Here is an 18,860-nt window from a genome sequence, read left to right as displayed (position 1 = left end):
AAAATACTTCTAACTTAAACTATTTTTTGGAGAGAGCAATGCCGGTTTATCGATCTCGAACAACAACCCATGGTAGAAATATGGCAGGTGCTCGTGCACTATGGCGAGCTACGGGCATGAAAGAAGAGGATTTTGAAAAACCAATTATTGCCATTGCCAACTCTTTTACCCAATTTGTTCCCGGTCATGTACATTTGAAAGATCTAGGGCAATTAGTTGCTAGAGAAATTGAAAAAGCAGGGGGAGTAGCTAAAGAATTTAACACCATTGCAGTGGATGATGGAATTGCCATGGGTCATAGTGGCATGCTTTATTCTCTACCTTCCCGAGAAATTATTGCCGATTCGGTAGAATATATGGTCAATGCCCATTGTGCTGATGCCATGGTGTGCATTTCCAACTGCGACAAAATTACCCCAGGCATGCTGATGGCAGCATTGCGGCTTAATATTCCTACTATCTTTGTCTCAGGTGGACCCATGGAAGCGGGGAAAATTAAGCTTCACGGAAAAAATATGAGTCTTGATTTAGTAGATGCTATGGTAGCTGCGGTAGATTTCTATGCTAGTGATGAAGATGTCATGACCTATGAGCAATCTGCTTGCCCAACTTGTGGTTCTTGCTCAGGGATGTTTACTGCTAATTCTATGAACTGCTTGACTGAAGTACTCGGATTATCCTTACCAGGTAATGGATCTTTATTAGCCACCCATGGAGATCGTAAAGATTTATTTTTAGAATCAGGACGAATTATTGTAGATTTAGCAAAGCGTTACTATGAGCAGGATGATCATAAGGTATTGCCTAGATCAATTGCGAGCTTTGATGCTTTTGAAAATGCTATGAGCTTGGATATTGCTATGGGGGGATCCACTAATACCGTACTGCACCTTCTTGCGGCTGCTCACGAAGCAGGGGTAGATTTTTCTATGGCAGATATTGATCGCTTATCTCTAAAAGTGCCTCATTTATGTAAGGTTTCTCCAGCCACCCCAGAATACCATATGGAAGACTTACATCGGGCAGGAGGAGTTATGGCCATTCTTGGAGAACTAAATCAAGCAAGATTAATTAATCAGAAAGCATATACGGTTCATAGCCAAACTTTGGGAGATGCTATTGAACAGTGGGATATTGCTCGTACTCAAGATGAGACTATTCAGAGTCGATACTTAGCAGCACCGGGAGGAATTGCAACCCAAGTAGCTTTTAGTCAAAGTAATCGCTGGCGAAATCTTGATCTAGATCGAGAAAAAGGGTGTATTCGTGATGCTGCTCATGCTTATAGCCAAGATGGAGGATTGGCCATACTCTATGGTAACCTTGCAAAAGAAGGATGTGTGGTGAAAACCGCTGGAGTAGATCCTTCCATTTTGATTTTCTCTGGTCCTGCTCGAGTCTTTGAAAGCCAAGAAGATGCTGTAGATGCTATTTTAAGCGACTCCATCCATTCAGGGGAGATTGTGATTATTCGCTATGAAGGGCCTAAAGGAGGTCCGGGAATGCAAGAAATGCTTTATCCTACTAGCTATTTAAAGGCAAAAGGGTTAGGGATGGCTTGTGCCTTAATTACTGATGGTAGATTTTCTGGAGGCACATCAGGGCTGTCTATTGGTCATGTTTCCCCAGAAGCAGCGGAAGGGGGATTAATTGGATTAGTAGAAGAAGGTGATGTAATAGAAATCAACATTCCTCATCGACGAATTCATTTGGCAGTAGATGAGCAAATACTTGCCCAGCGTAGAATGGCTATAGAGCAAAAAGGAATACAAGCTTGGCAGCCTCAAAATAGAAATCGCCCTATTTCTTCAGCCCTTCAAGCTTACGCAGCCTTAACTACATCTGCAGCAAAAGGAGCAGTACGGGATATTACTCAACTTAAAAAGTAATTTTTCATCTTAAACATAGACGTTATCTCTAAAAGCAGGTATTCTTCCCTCTTAACGTCAAAGCGCCCGTAGCTCAGCTGGATAGAGCGTTGGCCTCCGGAGCCAAAGGTCAGAGGTTCAAATCCCCTCGGGCGCGCCACTTAAATAAATATCCCCGTCGTTCCTCTTCTTTTTCACCTGTATTTATTCCCTATAATAGTTATTTAAAATCCACGTTATAAACATATAGAGGTATAAACTATGGGGCTTCTTGTAAATGGGCAGTGGCATAATCAATGGTATGATACTAAAAGTAGTGGCGGGAGGTTTAAGAGAGAAGTGAGTCAATTTCGAAGTTGGATTACCCCTGATGGATCGGCGGGATTATCTGGAGAAGGGGGATTTAAAGCAGAATCTAATCGCTATCATTTATATGTATCCTATGCTTGTCCTTGGGCCCATCGCACCCTAATTATGCGTGCATGGAAAGGGCTTGAGAACCATATTAGTATTTCTGTAGTTCATCCATTGATGCTAGAAAATGGTTGGGAGTTTCGTACTGACTTTGAAGGGGCTACAGGAGATTCGCTTTACGGATTAGAAAAACTCTATCAGCTCTACTTAAAAGCAAATTCAGATTACACAGGTCGATCAGTAGTCCCTGTATTATGGGATAAACAGCAAGAAACCATTGTAAATAATGAATCGAGTGAAATTATCCGGATGCTAAACAGTGCTTTTGATTGTATTGGTGCTAAAGCAGGAGACTATTGTCCATATTATTTACAATAGGATATTGATGCCATGAATAACCTTGTTTATGATAACGTAAATAACGGCGTATATAAAGCAGGATTTGCCACTAGTCAAGAGGCTTATGATGAGGCGGTTACTGTTCTGTTTGATACCTTAGAAGCACTAGAATCTAAATTAGAAAAAAGTGATTTTCTAGTGGGTAACCAACTTACTGAAGCAGATTTAAGACTATGGACAAGTCTACTACGATTCGATCCTGTCTATGTTACCCACTTTAAGTGTGATCAAAAGCGGATTGTAGATTATCCAAATCTTAGTCGCTTACTTCATCGCATCTATCATATGCCTGGGGTTACAGAAACTGTCCATTGGAATCATATTCGTAATCATTATTTTCGAAGCCATCCAACTATAAATCCCTACGGTATTATCTCTATTGGTCCTACCCTAGATCTTTAAGCTAAAAATAATAATAACCATCTTTAAATTTAAGTACTAAATAATTAATTATGAGTATTCGATTCCTTAATCATTATGTAAGAGCAAGTTTTTTATTACTTGCATTTTTTGAAGTCGTTATCTTACTACCTAGTATCTGGCTTGCCATTTATACTATTTTTTTAGGCTGGTCCGACCTTCCTAAAGAGAGTATAGAGGCAACATGGATAAATGCAACTATCTACGTATTGATTGTTACCGCCTCACTTGTGATTGCAGGGTTATATCGCCGCCGCCAATCCCAAGAAAGAATTGATATTTTTTACCATATTGCTGCAGCTATATTTTTAGCTGCATTAGGACTGGGAATTGTTCTTTATTTTATTCCAGATCTTTATCTAGGTAAGCGTATTTTTACTGCTGATATTATCACTACCTTTTTTGCTCTATTATCAACTCGATTTACTTTTTCTTATCTTCTTAATTTAAAGGCTTTACAGCGAAGATTACTCATTTTAGGGGCAAGTAACCGGGCTAAAACCCTAGAGAACATGCATGATAATTTTAATCAGCTTGGCATTCATATTATCGGTTATATTCCGATTCCTGATGAACCTATTTTGATTTCAAATCAAAATCTGGTTGAAATTAATATTTCTTCTCTGCAGAAATATGCGATACAGGAAAATGTAGATGAAATTATTATTGCAACTAATGAGTGTAGAGATAATCTACCTTTTGATGCGTTACTGAGCTGTCGTCTACTAGGTATTGAGGTTACAGATATACTTGATTTTTTTGAACGCACTACCAGTAAAATCAAGATTGATATTATGGATCCTCGTTGGCTGTTGCTCGCTACAGGATTTAAAGGCTATTTTTTACGTAAAATAGGTAAGCGTACATCCGATATTGCCATCAGTATTATTCTGCTTATACTTTGTGCTCCTCTTTTGATTTTTGCAGCTATTGCTATTTTTTTAGAAAGCGGTTGCCCTATTTTTTACTATCAAAATCGTGTAGGAGAGGGGAGTAAAGTTTTTCGAATTTGGAAATTCCGTACCATGTATCAAAATGCAGAGGCGGATGGAAAGGCACGCTGGGCTGCAAGTAACGACTCGAGAATAACCCCTATTGGCTGGTGGTTACGGCGTACTCGAATTGATGAGTTACCTCAAATCTTTAATATTATTCAAGGAAAAATGAGTTTTGTAGGTCCTCGTCCAGAGCGGCCAGAATTTGTTGAGACTCTTGCTAAAAAAATTCCTTATTACAATGAACGGCATCGAATTAAACCAGGATTAGCAGGATGGGCTCAGATTAGTTACCCCTACGGAAGTACAGAAGATGATGCGCTTAAAAAACTTGAATATGATCTTTATTATGTAAAGAACTATGGGTTTTTCTTCGATCTTATGATTTTACTTCAAACAGCTGAAGTAGTAGTTACAGGAAGAGGGGTTCGCTAGTTTTATTAGCGAACCCCCCCTTCAATCCTTTAAGGATTGAAGGGTCCCTAAATTAGGTAATTAGCCCCCTAATTTCTTTAGCATAGACTCTGCTTCATCACGTTCTAAAAATGGATCATCGGAAGAGAGCAAATCCTGCAGCAGTTTTTTAGCACCTACAGTATCGGTACGCTTGCTCTGTATAAGTGCTTGAACCCTATGAAACTGAATTGTTTGATTCTTAGGTAGTTTCTTAGCTGCTTCTTCTAATAATTTTAAGGCTTTTTTAGGTTGATCCTGTTTTAGTAATAAAGTACCCAGAGTATCCATTACTTCAGGATTATCTGGATCTAAAGTTAAGGCTTGTTGTGCATAGCCAAGTGCCCTCTTTGGGTTTTCATCCCGCATTAACCAAGCCAAATTATTCAATACAATGATATCTTCTGGTGCTTGATCATGGAGTTTAGTAAACGATGTTCTAGCCTGATCATTTTTACCAGAGATGAGGTAATTGTTGGCTAACATAAGTCTTGCACTGAAATCATCAGGATGATTTTTTAACCATGCTTCTAGCGTGGTTAAACTTTTTTGCTGTTGATTAGTTCTCCAATAAAGCTGAGAGAGCTGTATTGGCCAATAGTTACTATCAGGAAAGCGATTCTGTGCTTGTTGATAAGTTTCTATCGCTTTTTCAGGCTGGTTTTCTTTGAGAGCAAAACCCGCTCTTAAATTAATAACTTCTCGATTATCAGGATGGTCCCTTTCCGCACTTTGTAGATATTCATTCGCTTTATCCATTTTCCCTTCACTCATCTCAATATAGGCCATTTGTAGCTGAGCGGCTAGGTAGTGAGGATCTAAATCTAGCGTATTCTTAAGGGATTTTTTTACTTCAGTAGCTTGCCCCATTTGGTTATACGCTTTAGCAAGCTCATAGTGTGCTGCTGCTGATTCAGGCTGTAACCGAACTAATTTTTTAAATAAATCCAATGCGGTACCTGTTTGTCCTGCCGCAAGCTGTGCTTTTCCAGTCAGTGCGATGAGTGCAGGATTTTCAGGATTATCTGCCTGTATATCAGCAAGGGTTTCTAAGGCTTGTTTTGGCTGTTTTGCCTTAATATAATAATCAGCCAAAATCATTCGAGGTGCTAGTGCTTTAGGGTTAGTTTCTATGGCTTGTTCAATAAGTTCCTTAGTTTTTTTAACCTGTCCTTTTTTCTGCTCTAAATCTGCTAGCCTGAGCATGGTTTGCAAATCATTAGGATATGTTTTAAGCACTTGCTTATAAAGAGTAGTTGCTTCTTCAAGATTATTGTTTAGAATTGCAAGACTTGCTAATTGATGTGATGCATTAGGATCTCCAGGGGCAATTTTTAGTGCTTCCTCAAAAGCAGTTTTCGCTTTATCACTATCTCCTTTTCCAAGATACGCCCCTCCCATTAGGGTGAATGGAGTAGGGTTATCTGGATATTTTTGACGCATTAACTGCGCATTTTCTATAGCTTTATCAAACTCATGAGCACGTAAATAGCTTAGAATTACTAATAGATCTGCTTGGGGCGTTTGGTTATTTAAATCCCTTGCTTTCTCTAGTGCTGCTGTACCTTCATCATGTCTTCCTAATAGATCTAAGCTTAATCCTAATTTTGAATAAGCAAGAGCTGATTCTGGGTTTTCAACAGTTACCTTACGGAAGTACTCTGCACTTTCTTCTGGGTTACCTTGTTTCAAAGCAACATCTCCCATTAAAGCAAGTGCCTGTGAATCATTAGGTGTTTTGGTAAGTACTTTACTTAGTATTGATTTGGCGCCATTGTAATCACCTTTACTAAGCCGTATCTCTCCTAATAGCTTTGCACCAGTGCTATTGTCTGGTGATTGAGCTACAAACTGAGCTAGGCTTGTCTCTGCCTGTTCTAGCTTACCTAGCCTATATTGGGTTAATCCTAAATAAAAAAGAGCAGGAGTATATTCTTGAACATTAAGTACTTTCTGAAAATCTTCCTCAGCATTAGGATATTTTTTTTGCTCAAAATTTAATAATCCATAACCATAGTTAACAGTAGGATGATTAGGGTTTTTCTTTTTTAAAATATCAAGATCTTGTGCTGCACCTTCATAGTTTTTAAGAAAAATACGTACAAGTGCTCTATTTAAACGATCATCTTCATTGTGTTTCCTGAATTCAATTGCTTTTCCATAAGCTTGCTCAGCAGCTTCTGCATTTCCTTGATACCTTTCTAGGTTTCCCAATAAATTCCATGCAGGAGCAAATTCAGGGGAATTTTCTAGTATTTTGTTGATTCTATTGCGTGCTTTATCAGATTCATTTTGAGCAGCTTCTATTTTAGCTTTTCCAAGATTGGCATCTCGATTGTTAGGATTAATTTTAAGTGCAGCGTTATAATATCTCTTTGCTTCTTCTAAGTTATTTAATCCTAAGTAAGCCTCTCCTTGTAGAGGTAATAACTCCTCTTCAATGTTTTTAGGTAAATCTGGATATTTGGCAATATTATCTATCGCTTTCTGGAACTTACCTTGCAAAAATAGAGCACGAGTCAGAGGAATAATTCCATCTTGTGGAGGCAATCCAAATTTAATTGCTTTTTCTAGCTCTTTCTCACTAGCTGCTCCATTACTTGTTTGTATATAAGCCTTTCCAAGCAAGAAGCGTGCTTCAGTATTATCTGGAGATTTTTGTAGTGCATTTTTTAGCTCTATAATTTCCGAGCTTATGTCTTGTTTTTCTTGATACTCCTTTGCACGGGCAATATATTCTTCAGGAGTAAGATCTTTATTACAGCCTATTAAGAAAAGCGATACTAGTAATACAACAGTATTTAATTTCCTGTTAATACGAAATATGACCATAACTATACTTAGTTTATATACAAAGTTAATTTAATTAAAAAATTTTTTTATAGCTTATAAAAGCCTTTCTATCTTAGAGAATACCCTAAATTCTTATTAAAAATAAATACATATATCTCAATATTTTTAAATATAATATTAGAATGCTAATTATTACTAATATAAACTAATGGTAAATATTAATTTCTTGTTTAAAGATTAAATTCTTAAAAAAATTTCTTATGTAAAATGTTGGTTTTTTTATAGTAAATACTAAGATGCTAAAAATATTTTTTAAAAACCATAAATTTTGGTTTTTACTTTTTGTACAGCCTATGATTGTAAGTATTTTTCTTTTTGGTTGTGCAAGTAAGCCGCTGGCTCCTGCTATCGCTACCCAAACAGAAAAAGCTCCCTACTATATTATTGGTCCTGGGGATCAATTAGAGATTTTTGTATGGGGAAATGAAGATATTTCAAGTAGCATCGCTGTGCGTCCTGATGGGAGGATTAATTCTCCTCTAATTGAAGATCTTCAAGCTAGTGGAAAAACCCCTGCTGAGCTTGCCCATGATATAGAGAGTAGATTATCTACTTTTGTAAAAACACCAATCGTTACAGTGATGGTATCTGGTTTTGTAGGTCGATTTAGTGAACAAATTAGAGTAGCAGGGGAAGCGGCTGAACCTCAAGCACTGAGTTACATAGAAAATATGAGTCTACTGGATGTCATGATTCAAGTAGGTGGTCTTACAGAATTTGCGGCTGGAAATAGATCCACATTAATACGTACCGTAAATGGTACGGTAAAGGAATATAGAGTACGACTCAATGATTTAGTTAAAAGCGGAGATATTACTGCAAATATTCAAATGCTCCCTGGGGATATCTTGATTATTCCTGAGTCCTTCTTTTAAGCAAGAGAAAATTTATGCATGAGATTTGGCTATTAGTTTACGAATATTGGAGTGGAATTAAGCGTTATCGCTGGTACGGTATGGTAATAGTATGGGCAGTTGCTATTTCTGGCTGGCTTTTTGTAATTAACATGCCTGATGAGTATGAATCTAAAGCAAGAGTTTATGTAGATACAGAATCCCTATTAGGTCCCCTACTTCAAGGATTAGCAGTTCGCCCTAATATAAATCAGCGCCTTTCTATTATCACAAAAACACTACTAAGCCGTCCTAATTTAGAGAAAGTAATCGCTGAGACTGATATGAATTTATCTTTTACTACTGGCAAAGAAGAGGAAGATTTAGTAGAAAAACTGCAAAAAGAAATTAAGTTAAAAGGGACTCAGGATAATTTATTTGAGATTTCATATCAAGCAGGTAGTGCTTTTTTAGCACAAAAAGTAGTGCAAACAATTTTAGATATTTTTGTAGAAAATACCCTAGGTACATCCCAAAGCAAATCTTATCAGGCGGGGGAGTTTCTAGACAAGCAAATCAAATCTTATTTAGAGCTATTAAATGATTCTGAAGAAAAATTAATGAACTTTAAAAGGGAACATGTGGGATTAATGCCCAATGAAAAGGAAGGTTATTATTCTCGGCTCCAAGGAAAAATGGCTGATCTAGAACAGGCTCATACTGAATTGAAAATAGCAACAGATCGGCGAGATGCGATTAAACGCGAGCTAAGCGGTAAGACAGAAGATGGTGAGGAGAGCATTTTTATTAGTCCAAATGCAAATAGTGAGCATATTCAAGAATTACAAGATGAATTAGATGAATTACTGCTTAAATATACGGATAAACACCCCAGTATTGTAGAGCTACAAAAAAAACTTGATGCTTTAATCGATAAACCCTTAAAGAAAACTACAAGTTCAAAAGAAACCTCAGGAGAATCCAAAAAAATAAGTTACTACCAACAACAAATGCAAATTAGTTTGGCAGAGGCTGATGCTGAAATAGCAGCTCAAAAGGCACACATTAATTCTTTAGAATCGAACATAAATCGTTTAAAAGGCTTAGTAGATACCTTACCTAAAGTAGAGGCAGAATTAGCAAATCTTACACGAGACTACGGAGTTTATAAAAAAAACTATGAAGAATTATTAGAGCGTCGTCAATCAGCAAAAATGGGTAGAGACGTAGATGAATCTCCAGAGAGTATAAAATTCCGTATTATAGATCCACCAACTAAACCTACGGTACCTATTGCTCCAAATCGACCTTTATTAGCTACGGCTGCATTTGTTCTCTCTATAGGTGCTGGCATTGCCTTTTCTTTTTTTCTGTTTATGTTAAAACCTGTTTTTTATACCCGACAACGATTTGAAAGTACAGTAGAAATTCCAGTATTAGGATCCGTCTCAATGATTCTTACACCTCAAATAATAAAAAAACAGAGGATTAATTTAATACTTTTTTCCTTCACGCTAACTATATTAAGTGCTGGATATAGCCTAATAATGGTCAACTATATCCTTAATATAAATATTTTTAGTAAATTTCATATCTAAAGCTATCAAGGTTAAATTTTTATTAATGTCAGTGTATTAATATAGAGAGTCATATATAAATAAAACTAGGACAGTTTTTATATGAGTAGTATTGAAAAGGCGATGGCACAGAAAAAAACATCTGTGCCTAGTTTTGCTTTGGAACCACCATCCCCTTTAAATCATCAACCAACGCATGTTAAAAAACATAATCTACATCATTCGGATAATCCGACTGAAGCCTTTATAGGAGAGAGAATCGATTTAAATTTAGATATTCTTGAACAAAGAGGTTTCATTACACCAAAAAATCCTAAAAGTAGAATTGCAGAAGAGTACCGTTTAATTAAACGACCTATTCTAAAAACTATTTTTAAAAACGAACAATTTGATGATAGCCCAAATAATTTATTAATGGTAACTAGCGCTTTACAAGGAGAGGGCAAAACATTTACTGCAGTTAATCTTGCGATTAGTATTGCAATGGAATATAACCATGAAGTTTTACTAATAGATGCAGATACGATCAAACCAGAGACAAGTAAAATATTCGGGATTCAAAAAAAGCACGGGCTAATGGAAATATTACAAGGCACAGCATACGAATCAGATGTAATCCTTAATACTAATATTCCGAGTCTCTATGTTATTGGTTCTGGGGAAAATCATCCCTTTGCAACAGAATTACTTGCCAGTCAGCAGATGTTGGGTTTTATAACTAATATTGCTAAAAAACATCCACACTGGGTAATTATTTTTGATACACCACCTTTATTAATGACTACCCAATCTAGTGTTTTAGCTCACTTCATGAGTCAAATAATATTTGTAATAAGTGCGGGTAATACATTACAAACTGCAGCAAAAGAAGCAGTTGCTATGTTAGATCAAACAGAACAAGTTGTTTGGGCAGTAATGAATAAAAGTCAGCAATCTATGGGATCATCTTATAGTTATGGCTACGGGTATGGAGAAAATAATTCTAACTAACTATAACTCCCGTTAAAATTATAAAAATAATAGTGCAGTTATTAAACTATCCTGCTCTTTCTGTTGGGTTACTCCTTTTATTAGTAAGTAGCCTTTCTTTTGGAGATCTCCCCACTAATATTAAAAAACCTACTGCTGAAAATCCTACTACTAAAGAACCCATTGACGACAGACCTGCCCTAGGAAAAAAACCTACTGCTGAAAAAGCTAAGGAAGGTCCTGGTAAGTCATGGAAACTCTACCCCATGCTTATGCTAAGTGAGGGATATCTAGATAATGCTGGTCTTAGCACATCAGGAGAAACTCAAGGTACCTATATCACCCAGATCATGCCGGGATTTTCTTTTCAGAAAATAGGAGGGCGTGTTAAAACAAGCACTAGGTATTTTTTACAAGATATGATATTTGCCAATGAAAATGTTTCAAATAGACTTTTTCATGATTTGTACAGTATAACAAGTGCAGAGGCAATTAAAAATCATTTATTTATAAATGTAGGTCTTATGGGATTTCAAATTTTAGATAATCCTGTGCTATCTCCTTTTGGAAGCTTTGGTAATTTTGGTGGATTAGGCGGGTTTGGAGGTCTAGGTATGGGCGGGTTTGGAGGTCTAGGCATGGGTGGCATGGGCGGCATGGGCGGCATGGGTGGCATGGGTGGCATGGGTGGCATGGGTGGCATGGGTGGCATGGGTGGCATGGGCAGCATGGGCAGCATGGGTGGCATGGGCGGCATGGGCGGCATGGGCGGTGGATCCTGTGCAGGAAATAGAAATAATAGTGGTGGCATGGGTGGCATGGGTGGCATGGGCAGTATGGGCGGTATGGGCGGTATGGGCGGTATGGGCGGTATGGGCGGTATGGGCGGTATGGGCGGTATGGGCGGTATGGGCGGTATGGGCATGGGCGGTATGGGCATGGGCGGCATGGGAATGGGTGGTTTAGGCTTAGGTGGGCTCGGTGGTTTTGGAAATGCAGCAGATGCTAATAGCATCTCTACCATTATCACTGCGCAAGCCTTTCCATCTTATTGTTGGAATTGGGGAGATACCTTATCCGGAAATGCAATATATGGACGCCAACAATTAGTGATTGCCCCTGGTGATCTAGCAGGTACTAGTTCAGATATGGTGATGGGTTCTATACAAAGTGGTCCTGCATTTGGAGATCGTTTTGGCTGGTCAGCATTTACAAGCCACTATTACTTAAATAGTAGAAATATGTCAGACACTAGCTTTGGTTCTGAAATGATTATGGGAAGAGCTCGTATATTTCAAAAATTATCTGCATTTGGAATAGTAGGCTATGAAGAGAATAATTTTCAGCGAGGAACAGCCAATGGCAACCCTTTAAGTAGGCCTACTGGGATGATGTGGTATACAGGACTATCTTATCAACCAAATCGAAGAACTTTTATTCAGGGTGCTTATGGAGAGCGTTTTTTTGGACCTACGGGCTTTTTTAATGCTCGCTATAATACAAAAAAGGATAGTGTTGGTGTAATGTATAGCCAACAGTTCCTTACTTTCGATCAACTCTTATTTTCTCAAGAAGGATTAAATGATGGACCAATTATTACACTACCCGGAATAACTAATGAAGCTTTTTTGAGTACTATGATGAATGCCTATTGGTCCCATAAGTTAACTACTAAAACTAGATTGATGTTCAATGCGTTTGAAATGGATAGGGACTTTCAAACTAGAGGAGATAAAGAAAAATTACAAGGTGGATCAGCCTATTGGACTTGGCAGTTTGATCAGCGTACAGGCATTTTTCTTGGTGGTATGATGATGAATACTCAATTTTCGGTACCAAGCTCTGCATCTTCCCCAAGTGCTTCTGGCACAGGTAAAATGTGGAATGCTTCTTTTAGTTTCTATCATAGGTTAGATCCTAAAGTTAATGTGATGCTACGATATATTCATGGACAGGGTGAGATGCCGGATATGAACGCTCTCGGATCATTCGGTGGACTAGGTGGATTAGGAGGGCTTGGAGGCTTTGGTAATTTAGGTAGTACTGGGGGAGATTATCAATTAAATATGATTATGGCAATGATTATGGCAAGATTTTAAGTACCCTATAGTTTTAGTTTAGGGTTTAACAAACTTAGAGGAATCCTTTTTTTGATAAAAAAAAACAATCTTACCAATGCAATGAGTGTAGATGTAGAAGATTATTTTCAAGTCTCTGCATTTGAAAGAGTAATTTCTAGAGATTCTTGGGATACTTTAACTACACGAGTTGAACAAAATACGGATCGAATCTTGCAAATCTTTTCCGATCATAGGATCTGTGCCACTTTTTTTATGCTAGGTTGGGTAGCAGAGCGTTATCCTAATTTAGTACGTCGTATTGTGGAATCAGGCCATGAGCTTGCATCCCATGGTTATAACCACACACGGGTTATTAATCAAGATCCTGATAGTTTTAAAAAGGATGTATCTCACACTAAAAAATTACTAGAAGATTTATCTGGAATCCCAGTTGTAGGCTATCGAGCAGCAAGCTATTCTATTGGTAGGAATAATTTGTGGGCGCATGAGATATTAGCAGATACTGGCTATCGTTATAGTTCTAGTATTTATCCAGTGCACCATGATCTTTATGGAATGCCAGAGGCACCTAGGTTTGCATTTCAAACACCTAATGCACTACTACTTGAAATCCCAATTAGTACAATTAGCTTATTTAAACAAAATTTTCCCTGCGGTGGAGGCGGGTACTTCAGGCTTTTTCCTTATCACTTATCCCGTTGGGCGCTACGCAGAGTAAACCAAAAAGACAACCAACCTTGTATTTTTTATTTTCATCCTTGGGAAATTGATCCAGAACAACCTCGGCAAAAGAACCTTAAATTAAAAACCCGTATCCGCCATTATCTTAATCTTGAGAGGATGGAAAAACGATTAGTACAGCTTATTTCCGACTTTCATTGGGATCGTATTGATCGGGTTTTTGCCTTAAAAATGTAAATAGCAATTCACTATGAATAACACACCACTATTAGAAGATAAAGTACTAGGGATACGCATTAAATACCTTAATAAAGAGCATGAGATAATCTGGAATCAGTTTGTGGAATCTAACCCGGAAGGTACTTTTTTTCATCTCTCGGGCTGGAAGGAAGTATTAGAACGAGCTTACCAGCACAAAGCTTATTATCTATATGCAGAACAAAAAGAGCAGATTATAGGCGTACTTCCTTTAGGACATATTCATAGCTATTTATTTGGGAATGCTCTAATTTCAACCCCATTTTGTGTTTATGGTGGTGCTATAGGATCTGAGGAAGCATGTAAGTTTTTAACCCAAGCAGCCCATAAGCTAGCATGGGATTTAGGGGTAGACTATCTCGAACTGCGTAATCTTAAATTAAGAGAGCCTACTTGGAGTCGTAGCAATCTTTACGTTACTTTCCGCAAGGAAATTGATCCAGATTCAGATAAAAACCTTGCTGCTATTCCTAGAAAACAACGGGCTATGGTACGAAAAGGTATAGATACAGGTTTATTAGGCATTATAGATACCGATATTAACCGCTTTTTTCAGCTCTACTCCGAAAGTACTCGTAATTTAGGCACCCCTGTTTTTCCAAAGCATTATTTTCAAATACTTAAGGAAGTCTTTGGAAAACGCTGTGAAATACTCACCATATTGCACAATTACTATCCAGTGAGTAGCGTAATGAGTTTTTATTTCCGAGATGAGGTATTGCCTTATTATGGGGGAGGATCGGCAAAAGCAAGAGATGTGAAAGCTAATGATTTTATGTATTGGGAGCTTATGCGTCGATCTGCCGAGTGTGGAATAAAAATTTTTGACTATGGACGGAGTAAACTCTACACAGGTTCTTATCATTTTAAAACCCATTGGGGCTTTAAACCGGAACCTCTGTATTATGAATATAAACTCATTAAAGCAGATAAAATACCAGAGAAAAACCCACTTAATCCTCGCTATCGCTTTTTTATTGAAGCGTGGAAACGTCTACCTTTACCACTAGCCCGGTTTATAGGGCCTTTCATTGCTCGTAACCTTGGATAAATGGATATTGAATCAAAGGGCGATTTATTATTTCTTGCCCATAGAATACCCTATCCTCCGAACAAAGGAGATAAGGTACGCTCTTATCATTTATTAAGCTTTCTTGCCCGTTATTATCGAGTACATGTAGGGGCTTTTATTGATGATCCTGATGATTGGCAATATGCTGCCTATCTTCAAAAGTTATGTAAAGGTAAAGTACAGCTATATCCTTTATCTCGAAATCAAGCATTATTTCGATCGCTTATAGCGTTAACTACCAAAAAACCTCTTGGACTTGCCTATTACCAAGATTCTTCTATGGCTAAATGGGTACAAGATATAGCTAAACATTATTGTTTAAAGCAAGTGGTTGTTTTTTCATCTACGATGGCACAGTATTTGAAATATCTACCAGCAAGCCTATCTACTATAGTTGATTTTGTAGATGTGGATTCAGAGAAATGGCGAGCCTATAGTAAAACTTCATTTTTTCCTCTTTCATGGATCTATAAACGAGAGGCGAATACTTTATTAGATTTTGAGAAAAAAGTAGCTGGTCAGGTAGATGCTTCAATATTTGTTTCACCAGCAGAGGCAAAATTGTTTTGTACCTTAGCACCAGATTTATCAGAAAGGGTTTTTTCCATCTCTAATGGGGTAGATATAGATTTCTTCTCTCCAGATCATTGTTTTCCTTCCCCCTATAATCCAGAAAATAAAGCCTTGGTTTTTACTGGCGCCATGGATTATCGTCCTAATATCGATGCAGTGATTTGGTTTACAAAACATATTTTTCCTAAAATTTTAAAGGAAGTTCCTTCTGCCTGTTTCTATATTGTAGGATCTCATCCAGCAAAATCAGTACGTGCGCTCACTTCTCATGATCGGGTTTATGTGACTGGATCAGTACCTGATGTACGTCCTTATTTAGCCCATGCTAGTGGTGTGGTTGCACCACTACGTATTGCGCGAGGAATTCAAAATAAAGTGCTTGAAGCCATGGCAATGGCTAAGCCCGTATTAGCTACACCAGAGGCAGCAGAAGGTATTGAGCTACCACAGGCTTGTCTTGCTCTAATAGGTAGGAATGTTGAGGATCTCGTTATAAAGGGGATTAATTTATTACGTAAAGGAGATGAGCTAGGAACAGGTAAAATTGGAAGAAATTACGTATTTACTAATTATCGCTGGGAGCATCATCTTCAATTCCTCTCCCAGTTACTCAATAAATAACAATTTTTGACTTAATCTTCAACTTAGATAAGTTTAAAACACCTTTCTCACAAAAAGGAAAATCGCTGTGAATACTACAAAAGAGAAATATAAATACCAAGTACATACCAATTGGAGCTCTAGATGGGTATTTGCTGTCAGTATAATGAGCTTTATCCTTATTGCCTTATTGTTGATTTATAGAGATACACTTATTTCTACTGTATCTATTTGGCTACGATCTGAAACCTTTGCCCATGGAATCCTTATCTTTCCTATTAGCGGCTATATGATTTGGACAAGAAGAAAAGAACTTCAACAAATTCAACCAAAACCACAACCTATTGCTATAGCATTTATTTTTCTAATCGCCATAGGATGGTTACTAGCTCATATTGCAGCAGTGCAGGTTGCACAGCAACTATTATTTGTTACACTTCTTATTGGTATAATATGGGGTATTCTCGGGAATAGAGTAGTACGTGCTCTAACATTTCCGCTTGCTTATTTATTTTTTGCAGTACCTATTGGCGAGGCATTAATTCCTCCATTACAAGATTTTACTGCTTATGTTTCAGTAAAAGGTCTCCAAATAACTGGAGTACCCGTATACTTAGAGGGTCGCTATATTACTATTCCTTCTGGAACTTTTGAAGTAGCAGAGGCATGTAGTGGGCTCAGATATCTTATCTCTTCCCTTGCGCTAGGCACACTTTATGCTTATTTAAGCTATCAGAACTATTATAAACGAGCGATATTTATTTTATTTTCAATAATAGTACCTATCGTTGCTAACGGTATTCGTGCTTATATGATTATTATGATTGCCTATCTAAGTAGTATGAAACTTGCGACAGGAATCGATCATATTATCTATGGTTGGATATTTTTTGGAGTAGTTATTTTTTTCTTATTTTGGGTAGGATCTTTCTGGCGCGAATCTAATATAGTCAATTCTGTACTAGTCGATCCTCTTATTAATAGCAACGCTTCTAACCCGAAAAAACAATTTATTTTAACGGGATTATTACTCATCACAGCAGCTAGCTTGGGGCCAATAAGTGCAACTCAGTTATATAAACAATCAATAAATGCTGCTTGTACTGTATCTATTCCTAAAGGCAGCTTAAATTGGTCAGACCCATCTCATCCAAATGATGTTTGGGAGCCAAATTTCCCATCAATGGAACAAAATACTCGCCAAGTGTATTCATTAAATAATGAAAAAAATAAGGAAGTACAACTTCTTACAATTTATTATGCAGATGAATCTCAAGACTCAGAGCTGATTAACTCTCAAAACCATCTTTACGATAATGAGGTATGGCAACGAGTTTCAGAAGAAAACCGTCTTGTTTCTTTAGAAGGAAAAAATTTTCAAGCACGAGAATTAGTTATGCGATCAAGTAATGGTTATCGCTTAGTTTGGTATTGGTATGACATTTCTGGGTGGCAGACAATAAATTTAATTAAGGCAAAAATGCTTGAGGCTTGGAGTAAATTGCTTCATCCTCAAATGAATGGATCTATATTAATCGCAGTGGCTACCGATATTGTAAATACAGTAGAAGTAGAAGAGCCTCAGAGGCTTTTATTGAAATTTCTAAATGAAACTCCAGAAATTACTTCGCCAAGATCAATGTTGTCATGTAATTAATAAATAATATGTCCACTCATTATAAAAAAAACCGTCCAACCATTGTACATATTATTTTTCGCTTGCAAACAGGTGGGCTAGAAAATGGATTAGTCAATATTGTTAATCATACCGATAGTCAATACAAACACCACATTATATGTATCAAGCATACAACAGAATTCTCGAAACGACTTCACTCTGATATTCCTATTTATGAATTACATAAAAAAGAGGGTAGAGATCTTTCAATTTATTCTCGTACCTGGAAATTATTGCGTGATGTAAAACCAGATATTGTGCATACACGTAACCTTGCAGCATTAGAAATGCAAGGTCCTGCTGCTTTTGCTGGAGTAAAAATTCGTATTCATGGGGAGCATGGCTGGGATATTCATGATCCAGAGGGAAAAAATTGGCGTTATCGCTTGATAAGACAACTACACCGACCTTTTGTCCATCAATATATTGCCTTATCTCAACCTACTGCAAATTATTTACACCAGAGTGTAGGTATTCCTATATCTCGTATTACACCTATTTATAATGGCGTGGATACAGAACGCTTTTACCCCAAAAAAGATCAATCAGTATTACCTTCAGGGTTTGCAGATAGCAATTGCTTAATTGTTGGCACGGTAGGTCGGTTAGAACCAATAAAGGATCAAATTACTTTAATTCAAGCCTTTATTCATTTAGTAAAACAAATACCTAATAGTAAGAAGTTTTTACGGCTTATTCTCGTAGGAGATGGATCTCTACGATCCCAAATCGAAGATTTAATAGAAGAAGAAAAATTAGGGGATTTAATTTGGCTTACAGGGGATCGCAAAGATATTCCTATATTATTACAATCTATGGATATTTTTGTTTTACCCTCGCTTGCTGAAGGTATTTCTAATACTATTTTAGAAGCGATGGCAACAGGGTTACCTGTGATTGCTACTCACGTGGGAGGTAATCCAGAATTAGTGGCTGAAGATACAGGTATACTCGTTTCAAAGGCAGACTATAAAGCAACTTCAAAGGCGTTAGCTACCTATATTAATAATGCTCAACTGATAAAAAACCATGGTCAGTCAGGTCGAGACCGAGTAGAAAAAAAATTTGCAATTCAAACAATGGTAGATAATTATATAAGCGTTTATAATTCATTATTAGCAGCTACATAGAAATAA

14 protein-coding genes and 1 tRNA gene are annotated in these 18,860 nt (G+C 37.3%); 14 read left to right on the top strand and 1 reads right to left on the bottom strand.

Annotation, left to right across the window (positions count from 1 at the left end):
• Positions 1 to 38: 38 nt before the first annotated feature.
• The 5 genes from ilvD to OOL07_RS06985 all read left to right on the top strand — a co-directional run bounded on the left by ilvD (position 39) and on the right by OOL07_RS06985 (position 4,531).
• Positions 39 to 1,889: a dihydroxy-acid dehydratase gene (gene ilvD, locus OOL07_RS07000; protein WP_264695830.1), complete on the top strand. Its 1,851-nt coding sequence runs from the start codon at positions 39 to 41 to the stop codon at positions 1,887 to 1,889.
• A 62-nt stretch (positions 1,890 to 1,951) separates the two neighbouring features.
• Positions 1,952 to 2,028, top strand: a tRNA-Arg gene (locus OOL07_RS06995).
• Between the two features lie 101 nt (positions 2,029 to 2,129).
• Entirely contained in the window at positions 2,130 to 2,660 is a 531-nt protein-coding gene (locus OOL07_RS09235) for a glutathione S-transferase family protein (protein ID WP_319804029.1), read from the top strand.
• Between the two features lie 12 nt (positions 2,661 to 2,672).
• On the top strand, positions 2,673 to 3,083 hold the full coding sequence (locus tag OOL07_RS09230; RefSeq protein ID WP_319804028.1) for a glutathione S-transferase C-terminal domain-containing protein: 411 nt from the start codon (positions 2,673 to 2,675) through the stop codon (positions 3,081 to 3,083).
• Positions 3,084 to 3,133: 50 nt separating this feature from the next.
• Positions 3,134 to 4,531 carry a TIGR03013 family XrtA/PEP-CTERM system glycosyltransferase gene (locus OOL07_RS06985; protein ID WP_264695829.1) on the top strand — a complete coding sequence of 466 codons (1,398 nt, stop codon included), beginning with the start codon at positions 3,134 to 3,136 and terminating at the stop codon, positions 4,529 to 4,531.
• A 60-nt stretch (positions 4,532 to 4,591) separates the two neighbouring features.
• Here the strand turns inward: OOL07_RS06985 and prsT are convergent, their stop codons facing one another.
• Entirely contained in the window at positions 4,592 to 7,381 is a 2,790-nt protein-coding gene (gene prsT / locus OOL07_RS06980) for an XrtA/PEP-CTERM system TPR-repeat protein PrsT (RefSeq protein ID WP_264695828.1), read from the bottom strand.
• Positions 7,382 to 7,695: 314 nt separating this feature from the next.
• On the opposite strand from prsT, the gene OOL07_RS06975 reads away from it, so the two are divergent.
• The 9 genes from OOL07_RS06975 (at position 7,696) to OOL07_RS06935 (ending at position 18,854) form a co-directional block, all read left to right on the top strand.
• Complete coding sequence (locus OOL07_RS06975; protein WP_264695827.1) at positions 7,696 to 8,277, top strand: XrtA/PEP-CTERM system exopolysaccharide export protein; 582 nt, start codon at positions 7,696 to 7,698, stop codon at positions 8,275 to 8,277.
• Between the two features lie 14 nt (positions 8,278 to 8,291).
• A complete protein-coding gene (locus OOL07_RS06970) occupies positions 8,292 to 9,833 on the top strand; it encodes an XrtA system polysaccharide chain length determinant (protein ID WP_264695826.1) in 1,542 nt (513 codons plus the stop codon).
• 81 nt (positions 9,834 to 9,914) lie between these two features.
• Positions 9,915 to 10,802 (top strand): polysaccharide biosynthesis tyrosine autokinase, encoded by an 888-nt coding sequence (locus OOL07_RS06965; protein ID WP_264695825.1) that lies wholly within the window; start codon positions 9,915 to 9,917, stop codon positions 10,800 to 10,802.
• A gap of 32 nt (positions 10,803 to 10,834) precedes the next feature.
• Positions 10,835 to 12,880, top strand: coding sequence for a porin family protein (locus OOL07_RS06960; RefSeq protein ID WP_264695824.1), 2,046 nt, complete (start codon positions 10,835 to 10,837; stop codon positions 12,878 to 12,880).
• 81 nt (positions 12,881 to 12,961) lie between these two features.
• Positions 12,962 to 13,780: an XrtA system polysaccharide deacetylase gene (locus OOL07_RS06955; RefSeq protein WP_264696360.1), complete on the top strand. Its 819-nt coding sequence runs from the start codon at positions 12,962 to 12,964 to the stop codon at positions 13,778 to 13,780.
• A 13-nt stretch (positions 13,781 to 13,793) separates the two neighbouring features.
• Positions 13,794 to 14,852, top strand: coding sequence for a FemAB family XrtA/PEP-CTERM system-associated protein (locus OOL07_RS06950; RefSeq protein WP_264695823.1), 1,059 nt, complete (start codon positions 13,794 to 13,796; stop codon positions 14,850 to 14,852).
• On the top strand, positions 14,853 to 16,067 hold the full coding sequence (locus OOL07_RS06945; protein WP_264695822.1) for a TIGR03087 family PEP-CTERM/XrtA system glycosyltransferase: 1,215 nt from the start codon (positions 14,853 to 14,855) through the stop codon (positions 16,065 to 16,067).
• A 67-nt stretch (positions 16,068 to 16,134) separates the two neighbouring features.
• Complete coding sequence (gene xrtA, locus OOL07_RS06940) at positions 16,135 to 17,703, top strand: exosortase A (protein ID WP_264695821.1); 1,569 nt, start codon at positions 16,135 to 16,137, stop codon at positions 17,701 to 17,703.
• Positions 17,704 to 17,711: 8 nt separating this feature from the next.
• Positions 17,712 to 18,854: a TIGR03088 family PEP-CTERM/XrtA system glycosyltransferase gene (locus OOL07_RS06935; protein WP_264695820.1), complete on the top strand. Its 1,143-nt coding sequence runs from the start codon at positions 17,712 to 17,714 to the stop codon at positions 18,852 to 18,854.
• Positions 18,855 to 18,860: the final 6 nt, after the last annotated feature.

It is taken from the genome of Candidatus Nitrosacidococcus sp. I8 (assembly GCF_945836005.1).
Classification (GTDB): domain Bacteria; phylum Pseudomonadota; class Gammaproteobacteria; order Nitrosococcales; family Nitrosococcaceae; genus Nitrosacidococcus.
The sequence above is the reverse complement of the archived record's forward strand: the minus strand, read 5'-3'. Positions and strand labels throughout refer to the sequence as shown.